The 19,110-nt window shown below is 70.3% G+C and carries 18 protein-coding genes and 1 pseudogene; 15 read left to right on the forward strand and 4 right to left on the reverse strand.

Translation table 11 applies throughout. The features are described 5' to 3' along the window. Window positions 1-155 precede the first annotated feature (155 nt). The 15 genes from CES90_RS06425 (at window position 156) to CES90_RS06490 (ending at window position 15,243) form a co-directional block, all read left to right on the forward strand. On the forward strand, window positions 156-1,829 hold the full coding sequence (locus CES90_RS06425; protein ID WP_189780388.1) for an acyl-CoA dehydrogenase family protein: 1,674 nt from the start codon (window positions 156-158) through the stop codon (window positions 1,827-1,829). Between the two features lie 258 nt (window positions 1,830-2,087). Further along, window positions 2,088-3,413 (forward strand): helix-turn-helix domain-containing protein, encoded by a 1,326-nt coding sequence (locus CES90_RS06430; protein ID WP_189780695.1) that lies wholly within the window; start codon window positions 2,088-2,090, stop codon window positions 3,411-3,413. 144 nt (window positions 3,414-3,557) lie between these two features. Next, a complete protein-coding gene (locus tag CES90_RS06435; RefSeq protein ID WP_189780389.1) occupies window positions 3,558-4,904 on the forward strand; it encodes a hypothetical protein in 1,347 nt (448 codons plus the stop codon). A gap of 15 nt (window positions 4,905-4,919) precedes the next feature. Next, window positions 4,920-5,486 (forward strand): GNAT family N-acetyltransferase, encoded by a 567-nt coding sequence (locus CES90_RS06440; RefSeq protein WP_189780390.1) that lies wholly within the window; start codon window positions 4,920-4,922, stop codon window positions 5,484-5,486. 149 nt (window positions 5,487-5,635) lie between these two features. Continuing rightward, window positions 5,636-5,719, forward strand: coding sequence for a putative leader peptide (locus CES90_RS51575; protein ID WP_332836426.1), 84 nt, complete (start codon window positions 5,636-5,638; stop codon window positions 5,717-5,719). Window positions 5,720-5,895: 176 nt separating this feature from the next. Then, on the forward strand, window positions 5,896-7,587 hold the full coding sequence (locus CES90_RS06445; protein ID WP_189780391.1) for a nitrite/sulfite reductase: 1,692 nt from the start codon (window positions 5,896-5,898) through the stop codon (window positions 7,585-7,587). Further along, on the forward strand, window positions 7,584-7,763 hold the full coding sequence (locus tag CES90_RS06450; RefSeq protein ID WP_189780392.1) for a hypothetical protein: 180 nt from the start codon (window positions 7,584-7,586) through the stop codon (window positions 7,761-7,763). Before CES90_RS06445 ends, CES90_RS06450 begins: the two co-directional genes overlap by 4 nt. Further along, on the forward strand, window positions 7,760-8,515 hold the full coding sequence (locus CES90_RS06455; RefSeq protein WP_189780393.1) for a phosphoadenylyl-sulfate reductase: 756 nt from the start codon (window positions 7,760-7,762) through the stop codon (window positions 8,513-8,515). The genes CES90_RS06450 and CES90_RS06455 overlap by 4 nt, the downstream gene beginning before the upstream one ends. Before the next feature lie 38 nt (window positions 8,516-8,553). Next, window positions 8,554-9,090: an adenylyl-sulfate kinase gene (gene cysC / locus CES90_RS06460; protein WP_189780394.1), complete on the forward strand. Its 537-nt coding sequence runs from the start codon at window positions 8,554-8,556 to the stop codon at window positions 9,088-9,090. After that, window positions 9,087-10,025 carry a sulfate adenylyltransferase subunit CysD gene (gene cysD, locus CES90_RS06465; RefSeq protein WP_189780395.1) on the forward strand — a complete coding sequence of 313 codons (939 nt, stop codon included), beginning with the start codon at window positions 9,087-9,089 and terminating at the stop codon, window positions 10,023-10,025. Before cysC ends, cysD begins: the two co-directional genes overlap by 4 nt. A gap of 2 nt (window positions 10,026-10,027) precedes the next feature. Further along, entirely contained in the window at window positions 10,028-11,356 is a 1,329-nt protein-coding gene (locus tag CES90_RS06470; RefSeq protein ID WP_189780396.1) for a sulfate adenylyltransferase subunit 1, read from the forward strand. 237 nt (window positions 11,357-11,593) lie between these two features. Continuing rightward, window positions 11,594-12,697 (forward strand): aliphatic sulfonate ABC transporter substrate-binding protein, encoded by a 1,104-nt coding sequence (locus CES90_RS06475; protein WP_189780397.1) that lies wholly within the window; start codon window positions 11,594-11,596, stop codon window positions 12,695-12,697. 64 nt (window positions 12,698-12,761) lie between these two features. After that, window positions 12,762-13,550, forward strand: a complete 789-nt coding sequence (locus CES90_RS06480; RefSeq protein WP_189780398.1) for an ABC transporter ATP-binding protein — start codon at window positions 12,762-12,764, stop codon at window positions 13,548-13,550. Continuing rightward, window positions 13,537-14,451 (forward strand): ABC transporter permease, encoded by a 915-nt coding sequence (locus tag CES90_RS06485; RefSeq protein ID WP_189780399.1) that lies wholly within the window; start codon window positions 13,537-13,539, stop codon window positions 14,449-14,451. Before CES90_RS06480 ends, CES90_RS06485 begins: the two co-directional genes overlap by 14 nt. A gap of 54 nt (window positions 14,452-14,505) precedes the next feature. Next, window positions 14,506-15,243 carry a sirohydrochlorin chelatase gene (locus CES90_RS06490; protein WP_189780400.1) on the forward strand — a complete coding sequence of 246 codons (738 nt, stop codon included), beginning with the start codon at window positions 14,506-14,508 and terminating at the stop codon, window positions 15,241-15,243. A gap of 137 nt (window positions 15,244-15,380) precedes the next feature. Here the strand turns inward: CES90_RS06490 and CES90_RS06495 are convergent, their stop codons facing one another. The 4 genes and pseudogenes from CES90_RS06495 to CES90_RS06510 form a co-directional block, all read right to left on the reverse strand. Beyond that, entirely contained in the window at window positions 15,381-15,971 is a 591-nt protein-coding gene (locus CES90_RS06495) for a TIGR03086 family metal-binding protein (protein ID WP_189780401.1), read from the reverse strand. Between the two features lie 67 nt (window positions 15,972-16,038). Next, window positions 16,039-16,587: a DUF1697 domain-containing protein gene (locus tag CES90_RS06500; RefSeq protein ID WP_189780402.1), complete on the reverse strand. Its 549-nt coding sequence runs from the start codon at window positions 16,585-16,587 to the stop codon at window positions 16,039-16,041. 117 nt (window positions 16,588-16,704) lie between these two features. Further along, window positions 16,705-17,649, reverse strand: a complete 945-nt coding sequence (locus CES90_RS06505) for a CDP-alcohol phosphatidyltransferase family protein (protein WP_189780403.1) — start codon at window positions 17,647-17,649, stop codon at window positions 16,705-16,707. A 159-nt stretch (window positions 17,650-17,808) separates the two neighbouring features. After that, window positions 17,809-19,063, reverse strand: a pseudogene (locus CES90_RS06510) (glycosyltransferase). Between the last annotated feature and the right edge of the window lie 47 nt (window positions 19,064-19,110).

The following is a 19,110-nucleotide window of genomic DNA, read 5'->3' on the forward strand; positions in this document are numbered from 1 at the left end:
CGCCGCACCTCCCCGTGCTCCCCGTGCTCCCCGTTCCCCCGTGCAACGGCGCGCACGGGTCGCCCCATTTTGACGGAACCAAGGCCTGCTGAACACCGTCACACCCGGCCGGTCCCGCCCGCGCGTGGCAGGCCGTGCGCGGGTAGGTTCCAGACATGGCACCCAGCACCCACGAAGTGACCAATCAGGCTCCGCCGCTGGTGGGCTACGACGTCTTCACCACCGACCGGGTCCTGGTCGAGGCGGTCGAGCGGCACCTGGCCGCCGATCTCGTCGACGAGGCGCGCGCGGAGCTGTCAGGGCTCGGGCGCGCGACGGGCTCCGCGCAGGTGCAGGAGTGGGCCAGGCTGGCCAACGACAACCCCCCGAAGCTGCGCACGCACGACCGGTACGGCAACCGGATCGACGAGGTCGAGTTCCACCCGTCCTGGCACCGGCTCCTCGGCAAGGGTGTGTCGGCAGGGCTCACGGCGGCCTGGGGTCGGCCCGGCGGGCATGTGCGACGCGCCGCCGGGTTCCTCCTCTGGAGCCAGGCCGAAGCGGGCAACGGCTGCCCCCTGTCGATGACCCACGCGGCGGTGCCCGCCCTGCGCACCGACCCGGCGCTCGCCGCCGAGTGGGAGCCACGGCTGACGGCCATGGTCTACGACGAGGACCTGCGGCCCCCGGCGCGGAAGGCCGGTGTGCTCTTCGGGATGGGCATGACGGAGAAGCAGGGCGGCAGCGACGTACGCGCCAACACGACGGCGGCACGGCCGCTCGCGGAGGACGGGACGTACGAGCTGACGGGGCACAAGTGGTTCTGCTCGGCACCGATGTCGGACGCTTTCCTGGTACTGGCCCAGGCACCCGGCGGGTTGACGTGCTTCCTGGTGCCGCGGGTGCTGGCGGACGGCACGCGCAACGTGTTCCGGATCCAGCGGCTCAAGGACAAGCTGGGCAACCGGTCGAACGCCTCCGCCGAGGTCGAGTTCGCGGGGACCTGGGCGCAGCGGGTCGGCGACGAGGGCCGGGGCGTGCGGACGATCATCGAGATGGTGGCCGCGACCCGGGTGGACTGCGCGCTGGGCGCCGCCGCGCTGATGCGGCAGGCGGTGGCGCAGGCGGCGCACCACTGCGCGCACCGGGAGGCGTTCGGCGGGAAGCTGATCGACAAACCGCTGATGCGCAATGTCCTCGCGGATCTGGCGCTGGAGTCGGAGGCGGCGACGACGCTGGCGATGCGGCTGGCGGCGGCGTACGACGCGGCTGAGGCGGGAGCAGGAGAAGGGGCTGCGGCTGGGGCGGGCGACGAGAACGAACGCTCGTTCTTGCGGCTGGCGGTGCCGATCACCAAGTACTGGGTGACCAAGCGCTGCACCCCGACGGTCGTGGAGGCCTCCGAATGCCTCGGCGGCAACGGCTATGTCGAGGAGTCCGGCATGCCGCGTCTCCTGCGCGAGTCGCCGCTCAACTCGATCTGGGAGGGCGCCGGAAACGTCCAGGCCCTCGACGTGCTGCGCGCCCTCCAGCGCGAACCGCGCGCGCTCGACGCCTACTTGAGGGAGGTCGGCCGCGCCCGTGGCGCCGATCACCGCCTCGACGGCGCCATCAAGAACCTGCTGACCGAACTCGCCGACCTCGACGGCATCGAGGCCCGCGCCCGCCGCCTCGTGGAACGCCTCGCCCTCGTCCTCCAGGGCGCCCTCCTCGTCCAGTACGCGCCCCCGGCCGTCGCCGACGCGTTCTGCGCCTCCCGGCTGGGCGGCGACTGGGGCTCGGCCTTCGGAACCCTGCCGCACACCCTGGACCTGGCGTCGGTGGTGGAACGGGCACGCCCGGTGAACTGACCTCTTTCGAGTGGTGCGGCACGGGAGTGGTGCTGCGCCGACACGGCACCACCCCCGTCCTGTCCGGCCCCGATGATCGGAGCGCACGCCGCACTGGGGCGACGTTGGACAAGTGTCAAGGACCACACGGCCGTTCGCCAGGGTTGCAGGGGGTTGCAAGTCGTCTGCGCTCTGTGGCCGAAGTGTGCCCCTCCGTGGCCGAGGAACGGCAGACTATGAAACCCGCGTCAAGGGGAGGAACGAGTGGCGCACTCGCCGATGGATGTCACGCGGCTCATCGCCACGGACGCCGCCCGGGCGTCACGGGTGCTCGGCGGCATACGCGCCTCCGCCCTCTCCGGCTCCGGCCCGGACTCCGACTCCGAATCCGGCAGACGTCCCAGACCCGTCCCGCGCCCGGCGATCCGGGAGTCCTGGAACCGCATGCTGCACAGCGGGATCGACCCCGACCACGACTTCCGGGTGGACCTGCTCAGCCGCGACGAGGTGGAGCGCCGCCGCCAGACGTCACCACTGCGCCATGTACTGCCGGTGCTGCGCGAAGGCCTGCTGGCCCTCGCGGACACCTCGCAGCACATCATGATGGTCGCGGACGCCGACGCCCGGGTGCTGTGGCGGGAGGGCAGCACGGCGGTGCTCCGCAAGGCCGACGGGCAGGGACTCGGGATCGGCGCGGACTGGCGGGAGGAGACGGTGGGCACCAACGGCGTGGGCACTCCCCTCGTGTCCCGCCGCCCCGTACAGGTCTTCTCCGCCGAGCACTTCGTGCACGCCCTGCACTCCTGGACCTGCACCGGAGCCCCCATCACCGACCCGCGCGACGGCCGGCTCCTCGGCGCGGTGGACATCAGCGGCCCTCTGGAGACTCTGCACCCCTTCACCCTCGCGCTGGTGGACTCGGTCGCCAAACTCGCCCAGGCCCGTCTGCGTGACCTCCACCTGACCTCGCTGGAGCAACTGCGGGCGGTGGCGGCCCCGGTGCTGGCCCGTATCGACGGCCGCGCGATCGCCGTCGACAGGGACGGCTGGACGGCCGCGGTCACCGGCATGCCGTACACCAACCGTCTGGCCCTGCCCGACCCCGTCTCGCCGGGCCGCTGCTGGCTGCCCACGCTCGGCCTCTGCTGGGTCGAACCCCTCCCCTCCGGCTGGTTGATACGCCCCACGGCGGACCCGCCCCCCGCCTCCACCGCCACCCACATCACCCTCGACCTCGCGCACCCGCGCCGCTCGACAGTCACCGTCACCAGCTGCACCGGCTCCTGGACCCATGACCTCACCCCCCGCCACGCCGAACTCCTCTACCTCCTCGCCCTCCATCGCGGCGGCCGCAGTGCTTCCGCCCTGGCCGACGACATGTTCGGCGACCCCACCCGTACCGTCACCGTCCGCGCCGAGATGTCCCGCGTACGCCGCTACCTCGGCGCCTTCCTCGACCACCGGCCGTACCGTTTCACCGAACGCGCCAAGGTCGAAGTCCGCCTCCCCGAAAGCCCGTTGGACCTGCTGCCGCACTCGCTGGCACCGGGGGTGGTACGCGCCCGAGCGGCCTCGGGCGGTCAGCCGTGGCTGGAACGGAGGTGAGGGATCTCCCTGTATTTCCCGCGTCAACGGGGTGACCCGTGGCCCACTGACGTAGCATCCCTTCCAGGCCACCCCACCTGCCCCTCCGTCAAGATCCTGATGACGGGAAGCAGTTGGCCCGCGCCACCCCGGGAGGTTGGTTGTATGAAGCACCGCGGCAGGCACCGTCGGCGCAGGAGAGGGCGTGCGCTGCGCGCGTCTCTGGCGGGGACCGCGCTGGCGCTCACGGCGGCGGCCACGTTGATCAGTACGTCCCAGGCGACGGGGAGCGGCACGCCGGGCGCCCTGTCCTCGATCGGCTCCTCCTCCCAACTGCGTGAGTTCCAGCTGCGTGAGAGCCTCGTCGACGAGACCGCCCTCGACGCGCTGACCTCGGAGATGGGCGGCGGTGTCGGTGTCGACGAGGTGCTGGGCAGCGCCAATCACACGATGCGCACCGAGGCCGACTGCTACGACACCGAAAAGGCCGCCCTGCCCGTCGAGCCGGCGGTCGCCCGGGCGTACTGCTGGGAGTCCGGCGACGCCGTCAACGACAACTGGCTTCCCCAGTCCGTCACCACCTCCCGCGACAACCGGGTCATCGTCTCCGGATGGACGCACACGGCGCGCACCGGCGGCGCGGACGACGAGGGGCTCGCCAGGGTCGCCTTCGTCGACGCGAGTGATCCGGCGAACCTCACGTACCGGTGGACCCTTCTCGTCGTCCCGAAGGCCGACGGCGACGGATTCGAGGCCGTGCGCTCCGGGCTCGGCGGTATGGCCTGGTACGAGGACAAGCTGATCGTCACCGCGCGGAGCCCCGAGAGCACCGGACGGCAGGACGACTCCCTCTATGTCTTCGACCTCCGCCGGTTCCTCCGCGCCGATGTGACCGGCAGTGATGTCATCGGCAAGGTCGGCGACGGCTGGTCGGCCCATCACTACCGGTACGTGCTACCGGCGGTCGCCTCGTACAGCCCGTCGTCCGGCGGCGGCTGTGACGCGCGTGACAACGACGGGGTGCCCTGCTTCGGCTCCCTCTCGCTCGACCGGACATCGACCCCGCCCAGCGTCGTCGCGAACGAGTGGTTCCGGCCGAGCAGTGAGGAGCCTGCCCGCGTCTGGCGCTACGCCCTCGACATCACCCCCGAGCGCGTCGGCCTGCTCACCGCCTCCGGCGCCCGGGCCGACGTCGACGCGGTTCAGGCGTACGAGACCGGGGCCGCGGGTGTCCAGGGTGTCCTCTCCCACAAGGGCGACTGGTACGTCGGTCAGGCCGGCCGGGACCGCGAGGTGCGCGGCACGTTGTGGCGTCAGGACGAGGACGGCGCGCGGGCCGCCAAGTGCGCGGGCGACGTCGCGGGGAGCAAGGCGTACGCCTGCTGGGGGCGGCACACCGCCTCCCTCTCGTACTCGCCGGTGACCGGCGAAGTGTGGACGCTCACCGATCCGATCCCCGCGCGCGTGCTGTACGCGGTGAGGCTGTCGAAGGTCGACAGCGCGCTGGGCTGATGATTTTCTGACCTCATGAGCAGCAGTACGGTCACCACGTGGTCCCTGGAGCAGACGTCCCCGTGCGACCTCCTCCCCGCCGCCGCCCCCGACGGCGACGGCGTCCGTATCGTCCGCTCCGAGGTCCCCTCCCCCGAGTTCAGCCGGTTCCTCTACGCCTCTGTCGGCGGCGACATCCGCTGGATCGACCGGCTGCCGTGGTCGTACGCCCGCTGGCAGGAGTACCTGGACCGGCCCGGCGTGGAGACGTGGGTCGCGTACGACCGGGGCACGCCCGCGGGGTATGTGGAGTTCGAGCCGCAGGACGCCGGGGCGGTGGAGATCGGGTACTTCGGGCTGATCCCGGCCTTCCGGGGCCGGCGCATCGGCGGGCATCTGCTGTCGTACGCGACCGCCCGGGCCTGGGACCTCGCCGACCGCTGGCCGGGGCTGCCGCCCACCAAGCGGGTCTGGCTGCGCACCTGCACCCGGGACGGGGAGCACGCCATGGGCAACTACCTGCGGCGGGGGTTCAAGCTGTTCGACACCAAGGTGACCGAGGAGGCGGACGTGGCCGCGCCCGGACCTTGGCCCGGGGCCTAGGGCGTGTTGCGGAAGTCCCGTCGTCCGGATCGGGAATCATTCCCGGAGTCGCCATGACCCACATCACATCGTCTCGCGATGCGAGACAACCCTGTCCGGAATGTGGATGATGGTGGACTGAGTCTAAAGAGCCGTGCCACGCTTCCGTCATGTCTGGAACTGGAATTGCCTTGGTGAGTCGGCGGCACGTCGACCTCGGCCGCGTCTCCAGCGCCATGTGTCCGGCGAGCTGAGACCTGCAGCACAGCCGCTTCCTGTTCCTCGCATCTCCTCTGCCGCGCAACGCCGCGCACGTATGCCCACGTGCACGCGCAGGTAAGAGCCTCCCGCCCGCCACCCGACCACCGCCCCTCATCGACGGCGCTGGGCGCCGACCCCTCCCGTCGCTGTCCCGAAGGACGTACAAACCATGGCCGCCACCCCGCAGAACTCCGCCACGCCCCGCCGCAAGGTGAGCCGTCACCGTGGCGAAGGACAGTGGGCCGCGGGACACTTCACCCCGCTGAACGGCAACGAGCAGTTCAAGAAGGACGACGACGGTCTCAATGTGCGGACACGCATTGAGACCATCTACTCGAAGCGCGGCTTCGACTCGATCGACCCCAACGACCTGCGCGGCCGGATGCGCTGGTGGGGGCTGTACACCCAGCGCAAGCCCGGGATCGACGGCGGTAAGACCGCCATCCTGGAGCCGGAGGAGCTGGACGACAAGTACTTCATGCTGCGGGTGCGCATCGACGGCGGTCGGCTGACCACACGGCAGCTGCGGGTGATCGGTGAGATCTCGCAGGAGTTCGCGCGGGGCACGGCCGACATCACCGACCGGCAGAACGTGCAGTACCACTGGATCCGGGTCGAGGACGTGCCCGAGATCTGGGAGCGGCTGGAGGCCGTGGGGCTGTCCACGACCGAGGCCTGCGGTGACACGCCGCGTGTGATCATCGGTTCGCCCGTCGCGGGGATCGCCGCGGACGAGATCATCGACGGCACCCCGGCCATGGACGAGATCCACCGGCGGATCGTCGGCAACAAGGACTTCTCGAACCTGCCCCGCAAGTTCAAGTCCGCCATCTCCGGCTCCCCGCTGCTCGACGTGGCGCACGAGATCAACGACATCGCCTTCGTCGGTGTCCGCCACCCCGAGCACGGCCCCGGCTTCGACGTCTGGGTCGGCGGCGGTCTGTCCACCAACCCCAAGATCGGGCAGCGGCTCGGCACCTGGGTGCCGCTGGACGAGGTCCCGGACGTCTACGAGGGCGTCATCTCGATCTTCCGTGACTACGGTTACCGGCGCCTTCGTACGCGCGCTCGCCTGAAGTTCCTGCTCGCCGACTGGGGCACGGAGAAGTTCCGTCAGGTGCTGGAGGACGAGTACCTCAAGCGCAAGCTGATCGACGGCCCCGCCCCGGACCAGCCGGTGGCGCGCTGGCGCGACCACGTCGGTGTGCACCAGCAGAACGACGGCCGGTTCTACGTCGGGTTCGCCCCGCGGGTCGGCCGTGTCGACGGGACCACGCTCACGAAGATCGCCGACCTCGCGGAGGCGCACGGCTCGGGCCGGGTCCGTACGACCGTCGAGCAGAAGATGATCGTGCTGGACGTCACCGAGGACCAGGTCGACTCGCTCGTCGCGGGTCTTGAGGCCCTGGACCTCACGGTGCACCCGTCCCCGTTCCGGCGGGGCACGATGGCCTGCACCGGCATCGAGTACTGCAAGCTCGCGATCGTCGAGACGAAGGCGCGCGGCGCCTCGCTGATCGACGAACTGGAGCGCCGTATCCCGGACTTCGACGAGCCGATCACCATCAACATCAACGGCTGCCCGAACGCCTGTGCCCGTATCCAGGTGGCGGACATCGGTCTCAAGGGCCAGCTCGTCCTCAACGACCAGGGCGAGCAGGTCGAGGGCTTCCAGGTGCACCTGGGCGGCGCGCTCGGCCTGGAGGCCGGGTTCGGCCGCAAGGTGCGCGGCCTGAAGGTCACCTCCGAGGAGCTGCCCGACTACGTCGAGCGCGTCCTGAAGCGGTTCCAGGAGGAGCGCGAGGACGGCGAGCGGTTCGCCACCTGGGTCACCCGGGCCAGCGAGGAGGCACTGTCGTGAGCGAGCGGGCCGCCCCCTTCTACTGCCCCTACTGCGGTGACGAAGACCTGCGCCCGAGCGAAGAGAGTCATGGCGCGTGGGAATGCGGAGCCTGCAATCGAGCCTTCCAGTTGAAGTTCCTCGGGCTGCTGGCCCGAGGGCTGCAACGAGCCGACAGCGGAGGGGATCACATATGACGACCGTTCAGGCGGATTCGGATACATCCCTGGAGGACGAGAACCCGGCCGACCCCGAGGCGGCGAAGCGCGCGGAGCTCAAGGCGCTCGCCGAGCAGGCCGGCCGTGATCTGGAGGACTCCTCGGCGCTCGAGATCCTCCAGTGGGCCGTGGACACCTTCGGCAAGCGTTTCTGTGTGACCTCCTCGATGGAGGACGCCGTGGTCGCGCACCTCGCCTCCCGGGCCCGGCCCGGTGTGGACGTGGTGTTCCTCGACACCGGCTACCACTTCCCGGAGACGATCGGCACCCGGGACGCGGTCGAGGCCGTGATGGATGTGAACGTCCTCACGATCACCCCGCGTCAGACGGTCGCCGAGCAGGACGCCGAGTACGGGCCCAGGCTGCACGACCGCGACCCGGACCTGTGCTGCTTCCTGCGCAAGGTCAAGCCGCTCGAAGAGGGCCTGACCCGGTTCGACGCGTGGGCGACGGGTCTGCGCCGCGACGAGTCCGAGACCCGGGCGAACACCCCGGTCGTCGGCTGGGACGAGAAGCGCGGCAAGGTCAAGATCTCCCCGATCGCGCGCTGGACCCAGGACGACGTGGACGCCTACGTCGTTGAGCACGGTGTGCTCACCAACCCCCTGCTCATGGACGGTTACACATCCGTGGGCTGTGCCCCCTGCACCCGCCGTGTCGCCGACGGCGAGGACGCGCGTGCCGGCCGTTGGGCAGGCAGCGCCAAGACCGAGTGCGGACTGCACCTGTGACCGCCATCACTGTGCCTGTGACGAACCAGGAGAACCAAGTGACGACCGGAGCCACCGTCTGGCTCACGGGTCTGCCGAGCGCCGGCAAGACCACCATCGCGTACGAGCTCGCGGGCCGGCTGCGCGAGGAGGGCCACCTCGTCGAGGTGCTCGACGGCGACGAGATCCGTGAGTTCCTCACCGCCGACCTCGGCTTCAGCCGCGCCGACCGGCACACCAACGTGCAGCGCATCGGCTTCCTCGCCGACATGCTCGCCCGTAACGGCGTCAAGGCACTGGTGCCGGTCATCGCGCCGTACGCCGACAGCCGCGAGGCCGTCCGCAAGCGGCACGACGCGAGCGGCGCCGCCTACCTCGAGGTGCATGTGGCCACGCCGGTCGAGGTGTGCTCCGTACGCGATGTGAAGGGGCTGTACGCCAAGCAGGCCGCCGGTGAGATCTCCGGGCTGACCGGGGTCGACGACCCGTACGAGGCGCCCGAGAACCCCGATCTGCGTATCGAGTCGCAGGACCAGACGGTGCGGGAGTCCGCGGCGCTGGTCCACAAGCTGCTCACCGAGAGGGGTCTGGCATGACGACGACCGTCGCCACCGTCTCCGAGGAGACCGGCACCCCGTACGTCCTCTCGCACCTGGACGCCCTGGAGTCGGAGGCCGTCCACATCTTCCGCGAGGTGGCGGGCGAGTTCGAGCGGCCGGTGATCCTCTTCTCCGGCGGCAAGGACTCCATCGTCATGCTCCACCTGGCGCTGAAGGCGTTCGCCCCGGCGGCGATCCCCTTCTCGCTGCTGCACGTGGACACCGGGCACAACTTCCCCGAGGTCATCGACTACCGCGACCGGACCGTCGAGAAGCACGGCCTCAGGCTGCATGTGGCCTCCGTGCAGGACTACATCGACCGCGGAGTCCTCAAGGAGCGCCCCGACGGCACCCGCAACCCGCTCCAGACGGTGCCGCTGACGGAGAAGATCCAGACGGAGAAGTTCGACGCCGTCTTCGGTGGTGGCCGTCGGGACGAGGAGAAGGCCCGCGCCAAGGAGCGGGTGTTCTCGCTGCGGGACGAGTTCTCGCAGTGGGACCCGCGCCGGCAGCGGCCCGAGCTGTGGCAGCTCTACAACGGCCGCCACGCGCCGGGCGAGCACGTCCGCGTCTTCCCGCTCTCCAACTGGACCGAGCTGGACGTCTGGCAGTACATCGCCCGTGAGGGCATCGAGCTGCCGGAGATCTACTTCGCGCACGAGCGTGAGGTGTTCATGCGGGCCGGTATGTGGCTGACGGCCGGCGAGTGGGGTGGCCCCAAGGACGGCGAGGCCGTCGAGAAGCGCCTCATCCGTTACCGGACCGTGGGTGACATGTCCTGTACCGGGGCCGTCGACTCCGACGCGGTGACCCTCGATCAGGTCATCGCCGAGATCGCCGCGTCCCGGCTCACCGAGCGGGGCGCGACCCGCGCCGACGACAAGCTGTCCGAGGCCGCGATGGAAGACCGTAAGCGCGAGGGGTACTTCTAAGCATGAGCACGACCACGGAACTCACCGAGACGACCCTTCTGCGTTTCGCGACCGCCGGTTCGGTCGACGACGGCAAGTCCACGCTCGTCGGCCGGCTGCTGCACGACTCCAAGTCGATCCTCACCGACCAGCTGGAGGCCGTGGAGCGCGCCTCGGCGAGCCGTGGCCAGGAGGGCCCGGACCTGGCGCTCCTCACCGACGGTCTGCGGGCCGAGCGGGAGCAGGGCATCACCATCGACGTGGCGTACCGCTACTTCGCCACCGCCCGCCGCCGGTTCATCCTCGCCGACACGCCCGGCCATGTGCAGTACACCCGCAACATGGTGACGGGCGCCTCCACCGCCGAGCTGACGGTGATCCTCGTCGACGCCCGCAACGGTGTCGTCGAGCAGACCCGCCGGCACGCCGCGATCGCCGCGCTGCTGCGCGTCCCGCACGTGGTCCTCGCCGTCAACAAGATGGACCTCGTCGGCTACGAGGAGCAGGTCTTCGCGTCGATCGCCGAGAAGTTCACGGCGTACGCGACCGAGCTGGGCGTCCCCGAGGTCACCTCCATCCCGATCTCGGCACTGGCCGGTGACAACGTGGTGGAGCCGTCCGCGAACATGGACTGGTACGGCGGGCCGACGTTCCTGGAGCACCTGGAGACCGTGCCGGTCAGCCACGACATGGCGCACTGCCACGCCCGGCTGCCCGTGCAGTTCGTGATCCGTCCGCAGACGGCCGAGCACCCGGACTACCGGGGGTACGCGGGTCAGATCGCGGCCGGTACGTTCCGGGTCGGCGACCCGGTGACGGTGCTCCCCTCCGGCCGTACGACGAAGGTCTCGGGCATCGACCTGCTCGGCAAGCCGGTCGAGGCGGCCTACACCCCGCAGTCGGTGACGCTCCTGCTGGAGGACGACATCGACATCTCGCGCGGTGACCTGATCGTGCCGAGCAAGGACGCGCCCTCGACCACGCAGGACATCGAGGCGACCGTCTGCCATGTCGCCGACCAGCCGCTCACCGTGGGCCACCGGGTGCTGCTCAAGCACGGCACCCGTACGGTCAAGGCGATCGTCAAGGACATCCCGTCGCGGCTCACGCTCGACGACCTGTCCCTGCACCCGCACCCCGGGCAGCTCGTCGCCAACGACATCGGCCGGGTGAAGATCCGCGCCGCTGAGGCGCTGCCGGTCGACTCGTACGCCGACTCCCGCCGCACCGGTTCGTTCATCCTGATCGACCCGGCCGACGGTACGACGCTGACCGCCGGCATGGTCGGCGAGTCGTTCGCCTCGCCCGAGCCCGTCAAGGACGAGGCCGAGGACGACGGGTGGGACTTCTGACATGAACTCCCTGGACTACTACGCGACGTTCGCGAAGGAGGGCGGCCGGGTCGGCAGCGGCGCCCTTGGCTGGGGGTGCCCCCGAACGGAGTTTGGGGGAGGGCAGGGCGGAGTCGCCCGATGTGCGTGATGCCGTACGGGCCCGGCCCACATGCCCGCCGTAGACGACGACCTGCCGATCTCCCGGCCACGACCTGAAAGACCGTGACCGCCGGGCCTACGAGAGGAACCCCTCCCGTGCCTGTCGCACCCGCCGTACGCCGTACCCTCGCGGTCCTCGCCGCGCTCCCCCTGCTCACGCTCGCCGCCTGCGGCTACGGCTCCCAGGCCAAGAGCGACGGCAGGCAGCGGATCGCCGCCGGCGCCGAGAAGATCGACGGTCTCGACGCCGTGCAGATCGGCTACTTCGGCAATCTGACGCACGCGACCGCGTTGGTCGGGCAGGACCAGGGGTTCTTCCAGAAGGAGCTCGGCGCCACGAAGGCCGAGTACACGGCCTTCAACGCGGGGCCCTCGGAGATCGAGGCGCTCAACGCCGGGTCCATCGACATCGGCTGGATCGGCCCGTCTCCGGCGATCAACGGCTACACCAAGGCGGACGGCACGAACCTGCGCATCATCGGCGGTGCGGCGTCCGGCGGGGTCAAGCTCGTGGTGAACCCGGACCGGATCAAGACCCTGAAGGACGTCAAGGGCAAGAAGATCGCCACCCCGCAGCTCGGCAACACGCAGGACGTGGCCTTCCTCAACTGGATCGCGGAGCAGGGCTGGAAGGTCGACGCGCAGAGCGGCCAGGGCGATGTGTCGGTGGTCCGCACGGACAACGCCATCGCGCCGAACGCCTACAAGTCCGGCTCCATCGACGGCGCGTGGGTGCCGGAGCCGACCGCGTCCAAGCTGGTCGCCGAGGGCGCGAAGGTGCTGCTGGACGAGGCGGACCTGTGGCCGGACAAGAAGTTCGTGATCACGAACATCATCGTGCGGCAGGACTTCCTGAAGAAGTACCCGAAGGTCGTCGAGGCCGTGCTGCGGGGCTCGGTGGAGACCAACGCGTGGATCGCCGCCAACCCCGACAAGGCGAAGGCGTCGGCGAACGCCCAGCTCAAGGCCGACTCCGGCAAGGAACTCCCGGCGAACGTGCTCGGCCCGGCGTGGGAGTCCATCCAGTTCGTCGACGACCCGCTGGCGTCCACCCTGCGGACCGAGGCGGACCACGCGGTCAAGGCCGGGCTGCTGGAGCAGCCGAAGCTGGACGGCATCTACGACGTGAGGCCGCTCAACAAGGTCCTCAAGGCCGCGGGTGAACCCGAGGTCGACGACGCCGGGCTCGGCGTCAAGTGACCGAGAAGCCAGAGAAGTCTGATGAGTCCGATGAGTTCCCAGTGATTCCCAGGAGGTGACGACCATGGCAACCGCCCTCGCCAAGGCCGCCGACAGCGTTCTCGCGGTCGAGCACGCCGCCCGTATCGAGCATGTCTCGAAGTCCTTCCCCGGGCCTGCCGGGCAGCAGCTCGTCCTGGACGACATCAGCCTCGATGTCGCTCCGGGCGAGTTCGTCACCCTCCTGGGTGCCTCGGGCTGTGGCAAGTCGACGCTGCTCAACCTGGTCGCAGGGCTGGACAGGCCGACCTCGGGCAGCATCACGACCGATGGACGTCCGGCCCTGATGTTCCAGGAGCACGCTCTGTTCCCGTGGCTGACCGCGGGCAAGAACGTCGAACTCGCCCTGAAGCTCAGGGGGGTTCCGAAGAACGAGCGGCGCGAGCGGGCCGAGGAGCTGCTGGAGCTGGTCCGGCTCAAGGGCGCGTACGGCAAGCGCGTCCACGAGCTGTCCGGCGGTATGCGCCAGCGGGTCGCCATGGCCCGCGCGCTGGCCCAGGAGAGCAAGCTGCTGCTGATGGACGAGCCGTTCGCCGCGCTCGACGCCATCACCCGTGACGTGCTGCACGACGAGCTGACCCGCATCTGGAGCGAGACGAGGCTGTCGGTGCTGTTCGTGACGCACAACGTGCGCGAGGCGGTACGGCTCGCCGAGCGCGTCGTACTGCTGTCCTCGCGCCCCGGCCGGGTGGCCCGCGAGTGGACGGTGGGCATTCCGCAGCCGCGCCGTATCGAGGACACGGCCGTGGCGGAGCTCTCCGTCGAGATCACCGAAGAACTGCGCAAGGAGATCCGCCGCCATGGCCAGCACTGAGACCACGGCCGACGCCGCTCCGGGTCCCGGTCCCGGGAAGGATTCCGACGACCTCGCCGGCCTGGAGGCGGGCCTCGACGCGCTGGAGTCGGTGCAGACCGGGCGCCCGCCGCTCAGGCAGGTCCTCGTCGAGAAGGTGCTGCCACCGGTCATCGCCGTCGCCCTGGTGCTGGTGGTCTGGCAGCTGCTGGTCTCGGCGGAGGTCACCGAGAGCTACAAGCTGCCCGCGCCGTCCGCGGTGTGGGAGGAGCTGCGGCAGTCCTGGCTGCAGGGCACGCTCCACGAGTACATCTGGACGTCCGTCTCGCGCGGTCTGCTCGGCTTCCTGCTGGCCCTGGTGATCGGCACGCCGCTGGGTCTGCTGGTGGCCCGGGTGCGGATCGTCCGCGCGGCGCTCGGCCCGATCCTCTCCGGTCTGCAGTCGCTGCCGTCGGTGGCGTGGGTGCCGCCCGCGGTGATCTGGCTGGGCCTGGAACCCTCGGTGATGTACGCGGTGATCCTGCTCGGCGCGGTCCCCTCCATCGCCAACGGCCTGGTCTCCGGCATCGACCAGGTGCCCCCGCTGTTCCTGCGGGCCGGCCGCACCCTGGGCGCGACCGGGCTGAAGGGCACCTGGCACATCGTGATGCCCGCCTCGCTGCCCGGCTACGTCGCCGGTCTGAAGCAGGGCTGGGCGTTCTCGTGGCGCTCACTGATGGCCGCGGAGATCATCGCGCAGGCACCGGACATGGGCACGGGCCTCGGCCAGCTGCTGGAGGCGGGCCGCACCAACAGCAGCATGTCCCAGGTCTTCTTCGCCATCATCCTCATCCTGATCGTCGGTATCGCCATCGACCTGCTGATCTTCAGCCCGCTGGAGCGGTGGGTCCTGCGCAGCCGCGGTCTGCTGGTGAACCGCTGAGTTCGTGACCCGCTGAGCTCGTACCGCTGAGAGAGCTGGGAGAGAGTCGACCCCATGCGCAGCCCCGTCCTCCTCGTCATCGCCCACGGCAGCCGCGACCCGCGGCACGCCGCGACCGTGCACGCCCTCGTACGGCGGGTACGGGCGATGCGCCCCGGGTTGCGCGTGGAGACCGGCTTCCTGGACTTCAACATCCCGTCCGTGCAGGGCGTGCTGGAGAACCTGGCGGCGGAGGGCGTACGGGACGTCGTGGCCCTGCCCCTGCTGCTGACCCGGGCCTTCCACGCCAAGGCGGACATCCCGGCGGTCCTGCGGGACGCTCCGCCGCAGCTGCGCATCCGCCAGGCGGAGGTCCTCGGCCCCTCCCCGCTGCTGCTCGCCGCCCTCGAACGCCGTCTGTACGAGGCGGGGTTGAGCCCCGCCGACAAGTCCTCGACCGGGGTCGTGCTGGCCTCGGCGGGGTCCACCGACCCGGAGGCGATCGCGGTGATCGCCGACATCGCGCGGGAGTGGTGGCACACCGGTTGGTGCGCCGTGCGACCCGCGTTCGCCTCCGCATCCCTTCCGCGCACCGAGGACGCCGTCCGCGAACTGCGAGCCCTCGGCTGCGAACGCGTCGCCGTGGCCCCGTACGTCCTCGCCCCCGGCTTCCTCCCGGACCGCATCGCCCGGGGCGCGGCGCGGGCAGACATCCTCGCCGACGTACTGGGCCCGGCACCGGAGGTGGCACGAGTCCTGCTCCGGCGGTACGACGAGGCGTCGGTTCCGGTGCGGGCGGTGGTGGGGGCCTGAAGCCTGGGGGGTGTGGTGAAAGTCCTGTGCGGTGCCCGCGCCCGCCGCGACAGCGGCGGATGTCACAGCCGGTGCGTGCCCCCAGCGTGCCGGGCGCCGTGGGTGCTGTGCGGGACTTTCACCACACCCCCTCGCCCTCAGTGCGACGCGCGCTGTCGCGGGTCCCGGCCGCTCGATGCCAGCGCCCGGTCGAACGTCGGCGCGTCGGCCGGTACCGGTACCGGGTCGGCGAAGCCGTCGTACTGGCGGTAGAGGTCGGCGTGGGTTTCGACGACGCCGAGGACGAAGCGGGCGGCTTCCTCCGAGACACGGAAATCCTGGCCGGTGGTGGTGGCGACGTCCCAGCCGTGGACGGCCATCTCCTTGATGATCATGCCGGCGAGATCGGCGGCCGGGAGCAAGCCCATGCCGAGGTCGATCTCGCCTTCCCACAGCGCGGGGTCGGCCCAGGCGGCGACCGCGCGGTCCAGTTGGGTTGCGTAGGCCTCGGCCCAGTCCGGGTCGGCGGTGAAGTCGCGCTTCGCCAGTTCCTCGGGGAGGGGCTTGCGCAGGGCTCGGTGTTCGAGGCCGTGCGAGGTGTAGAGGACCCAGTGGTTGACCAGGGCTCGGACGTCCCAGTCGCCGCAGTGGGTGGGGAGGGGAAGGTGGGCCGCCGTGACGCCGCGGGCGACGCGGGCCGCCTCCGCGGCGCATTCGACCATGTACGGGTACGAGTCGTGGTTCTTCATGCGCCTCACGCTAGGGACGGCGCGCGCCGGGTTCTTGAACAAACGCGACGCCCCTCGGAGGCGCGCCTCAGTGGGGCCGGGTCAGCTCGGCCAGCTTCACCACCGTGTTCCAGTTGCGGGTGGTGGCGATCAGGCCCTTCGTCAGGCGCGGCCTGGCCAGGGCCTCCGCGAGCTTGGAACGGCCCAGGCCCTCGGGGGCGTAGAGGTAGAGGGCGCGGTCGCCCAGCCGGAACTCCTCGGGCAGGAAGGCCTGTTGGTCGATCGCGGAGAAGCGGTCGGGGGTCACGGCCGCCGAGAAGTACGTGACGTGCAGCTGCTTGCCCTCCAGCTCCGCCGCCGGGAACGGGCAGGCCTCGCGTACCGCTTCCAGGTAGGCGTGGTCGCGGACCAGGACGTCGACGGTGAACCCGAAGCGGTTCTCGATGGCCGCCGTGATCTCCGCCGCCAGGGAGTCCTCGTCCCCGTGGTCGGCGATGAAGACCGCGTTGCCGCTCTGGAGGTAGGTGGCCACCGCGTCGTGGCCGAGGTCGTTCAGCAGGGCGCGGAGGTCCGCCATCGGGACCTTCTTGCTGCCGCCCACGTTGATTCCGCGCAACAGCGCCGCGTACGTCGTCATGGCGACATCATCCGACATCCGGCGAGGGGAGCCCCGCTTTGGCGGGGTCATCGGGTGGACCGATTCGGGCGTGGCCGGGGGTGGTTGTCCGCTCCGGCCACGGTCGTGTGTGCGGGCTCAGGCCGCCTTGGCGACCGTCTCGCGGTCGAAGGAGTCGAGAGTGCGGGTGAAGTCGCGGGTCGACAGCAGCAGTTTGTAGATGATGGTCAGCTCCAAGACGAGCAGCAGGGCGCCGGAGACGACGGTCGCGGCCAGTACCGAGTCGAGGAACGGGCCGATCATGAAGACGCCCATCTGGAACTCGATACCGCTGATCAGATGAGGGCGGACGCGGTGGCGCAGCAGGAAGGACCGGGCCCGCAGATACAGGGGGAAGCGGCGGCGGAACTCCTGGTGCAGGTCGACGACCTGGGCCTGCGGCGCTGCCTCGGTGACCTCGGCGGCGACCGTGCGCAGATCCTGTTCGATGTCCGCCTCGGGGTTGTCGCGCAGCAGGTCTTCCATGAAGGTGAGTTCGCGTTCGTTCTCGGCGCGGCGGGCCGCCCGCAGCCGGGCCTTGATCTGCTTGCGCATGGTGTGGCGGACCTTGAAGGTCTCCAGGGAGTTGATGTAGCAAAGCGCGTCGAAGCCGATGACGGCGGCGGCGAGCCAGATGTAGAGGGTCTCGCCCGTGCGGTAGTACTGCCCGGCCATCAGGGCCACCGCACACGCCGCCACCCGGATACGGTCGAAGACGAAGTCGAGCCAGGCGCCGAACAACGAGCCCTGGCCGGTGAGCCGGGCGACCTTGCCGTCCATGCAGTCGAGGACGAAGCTCAGGTGGTAGACGACCGCGCCGGCGATCAGCCAGCGCCAGTCGCCCAGCGCGAAGCAGGCGGCCGAGACCAGGCCCAGCAGAAAGGCGCCCCAGGTCAGCTGGTTGGGCGTGATCCTCGTGTACTTCGCGGTCAGCCGCACCAGCGGTGTGGCGACCGGGTCGACGAGCAGCACGGTCCACCACGCGTCGCGCTTCTTCTGCGTGACGCGGCGCACCTCTGCGAGGTCGGGTATGTCTCGGCGCATGACTCAACTTCCTGGCGTTCGAATTGAGTTCATACTCAGCTTGAGAGCCGTTCACCCAAGGCACAAGAAGCGGCCGACGCAACCTTTCACAGGGGGTGACGGTCGAACCATGCAACCAAGTCGATGACCTTCCCGCGCCCCCCTGCCGTTATGGGGCCGTTACTGAAGTTCCGCCTCGATCAGGTCGGCGGCCCGTCGGGTGCCGCCCTCGCCCGCCATTCCCTCCTGGATCTCCTTGAGGCGGCGCGCCACTTCGGGGTCGTCGACGAGGGAGAGCACCGCCTCGCGCAGGGTCTCGGCCGTCGCCTCGTCCATGGGGACGTGGCGGGCGACGCCGAGGGTCTGGAGCACGTCGGCGTTGCCGAACTGGTCGGCGGCCTGCGGTACGGCGACCATCGGTGTGGCGGTCGCGAGCCCCTCCTGACTGCCGCCGGCGCCCGCGTGGGTGATGAAGGCGTCGGCCTGCTTGAGGATGGCCAGCTGCGGTACCCAGTCCCGCACTTCCACGTTGGCGGGGATCTCGCCCAGCTCGGCCGCGTCGACGTGCCGGCCGACCTGGAGCACCATGTGCCAGCCGGGCAGGTCACCGAAGGCCTTGACGCACTCGCGGTAGAAGTCGGGCTGCTTGGTGAACGCGGAGCCGAGGGAGACGAGCAGGACCTTTTCCGCGTCGGCCGGCCGGTGCCAGTCGCCCTGGGCCGCGCGGTCGCCCTGGCAGGCCCCGACGAAGGTGTAGCGGTTCTCGTCGACCCGGTCGGCGTTCCACTGGAGCGCCTTGGGGATGAGGACGAGCGAGCGGTCGGGTCGGCCGCCGAAGGAGTCGGGGTCCAGGTCGATCCCGTTCTCGTCCAGCCAGGCCTGGAAGCGGGCGTAGTACGCCTTGCCGCGCTCGGTCTTCTTCGGCTCGGCCCACATGGGTTCGGCGACCTCCTCCTCGTAGCCGTCCCAGGCGACCATGTGCGGGGAGAGCGTGACCGCCTTGACGCCCCAGCGGTGGGCGAGGACACGGGCCGGGTAGGAGGCGGTGTCGTGCAGCACGAGGTCCGGCTCGTCACCCTCGTACGCCTCGATGAGCTGCGGCAGGGCCTGGATCGCGTCGTCGAGGAACGGCTCCACGTTGTCGAGGAGCGTGCTCCCCCATGCCTCGGGGTCGGCGTCAGGGCCGGGCAGCGTCGAGCGCCAGAGCTTCGGCTCGGCACCGGTCTCCGCCACCTTCTCGGCGAAGGCCGGCGGAATCGCGTAGGTGACGCGATGCCCGCGGGCGACCAGTTCCCGGATCACTTCGAGGCTCGGGTTCACGTGGCCGTGGGCGGCGATGGAGAACATGGCGATGTGGGAGGTCATGGGCGAGACCATACGCGAGACGAGACGTCTCGTGCAACCCGCTTTCGCTTCCGCGAGCACCGGATGCCATATAAACGTTCGGGCGCGATCGGGTGACAGACGCGCAGGGTGACAACA

This window comes from Streptomyces capitiformicae (assembly GCF_002214185.1).
Classification (GTDB): domain Bacteria; phylum Actinomycetota; class Actinomycetes; order Streptomycetales; family Streptomycetaceae; genus Streptomyces; species Streptomyces capitiformicae.

Coding starts and splice junctions, on each gene's coding strand:
- CES90_RS06505 (WP_189780403.1), bottom strand. CDS start 17,649: ATGCGCCGAGACATACCCGACCTCGCAGAGGTGCGCCGCGTCACGCAG.
- CES90_RS06435 (WP_189780389.1), top strand. CDS start 3,558: ATGAAGCACCGCGGCAGGCACCGTCGGCGCAGGAGAGGGCGTGCGCTG.
- CES90_RS06455 (WP_189780393.1), top strand. CDS start 7,760: ATGACGACCGTTCAGGCGGATTCGGATACATCCCTGGAGGACGAGAAC.
- CES90_RS06495 (WP_189780401.1), bottom strand. CDS start 15,971: ATGAAGAACCACGACTCGTACCCGTACATGGTCGAATGCGCCGCGGAG.
- CES90_RS06490 (WP_189780400.1), top strand. CDS start 14,506: ATGCGCAGCCCCGTCCTCCTCGTCATCGCCCACGGCAGCCGCGACCCG.
- cysD (WP_189780395.1), top strand. CDS start 9,087: ATGACGACGACCGTCGCCACCGTCTCCGAGGAGACCGGCACCCCGTAC.
- CES90_RS06470 (WP_189780396.1), top strand. CDS start 10,028: ATGAGCACGACCACGGAACTCACCGAGACGACCCTTCTGCGTTTCGCG.
- CES90_RS06440 (WP_189780390.1), top strand. CDS start 4,920: ATGAGCAGCAGTACGGTCACCACGTGGTCCCTGGAGCAGACGTCCCCG.
- CES90_RS51575 (WP_332836426.1), top strand. CDS start 5,636: ATGTCTGGAACTGGAATTGCCTTGGTGAGTCGGCGGCACGTCGACCTC.
- CES90_RS06500 (WP_189780402.1), bottom strand. CDS start 16,587: ATGACGACGTACGCGGCGCTGTTGCGCGGAATCAACGTGGGCGGCAGC.
- CES90_RS06480 (WP_189780398.1), top strand. CDS start 12,762: ATGGCAACCGCCCTCGCCAAGGCCGCCGACAGCGTTCTCGCGGTCGAG.
- CES90_RS06445 (WP_189780391.1), top strand. CDS start 5,896: ATGGCCGCCACCCCGCAGAACTCCGCCACGCCCCGCCGCAAGGTGAGC.
- CES90_RS06485 (WP_189780399.1), top strand. CDS start 13,537: ATGGCCAGCACTGAGACCACGGCCGACGCCGCTCCGGGTCCCGGTCCC.
- CES90_RS06430 (WP_189780695.1), top strand. CDS start 2,088: ATGGATGTCACGCGGCTCATCGCCACGGACGCCGCCCGGGCGTCACGG.
- CES90_RS06425 (WP_189780388.1), top strand. CDS start 156: ATGGCACCCAGCACCCACGAAGTGACCAATCAGGCTCCGCCGCTGGTG.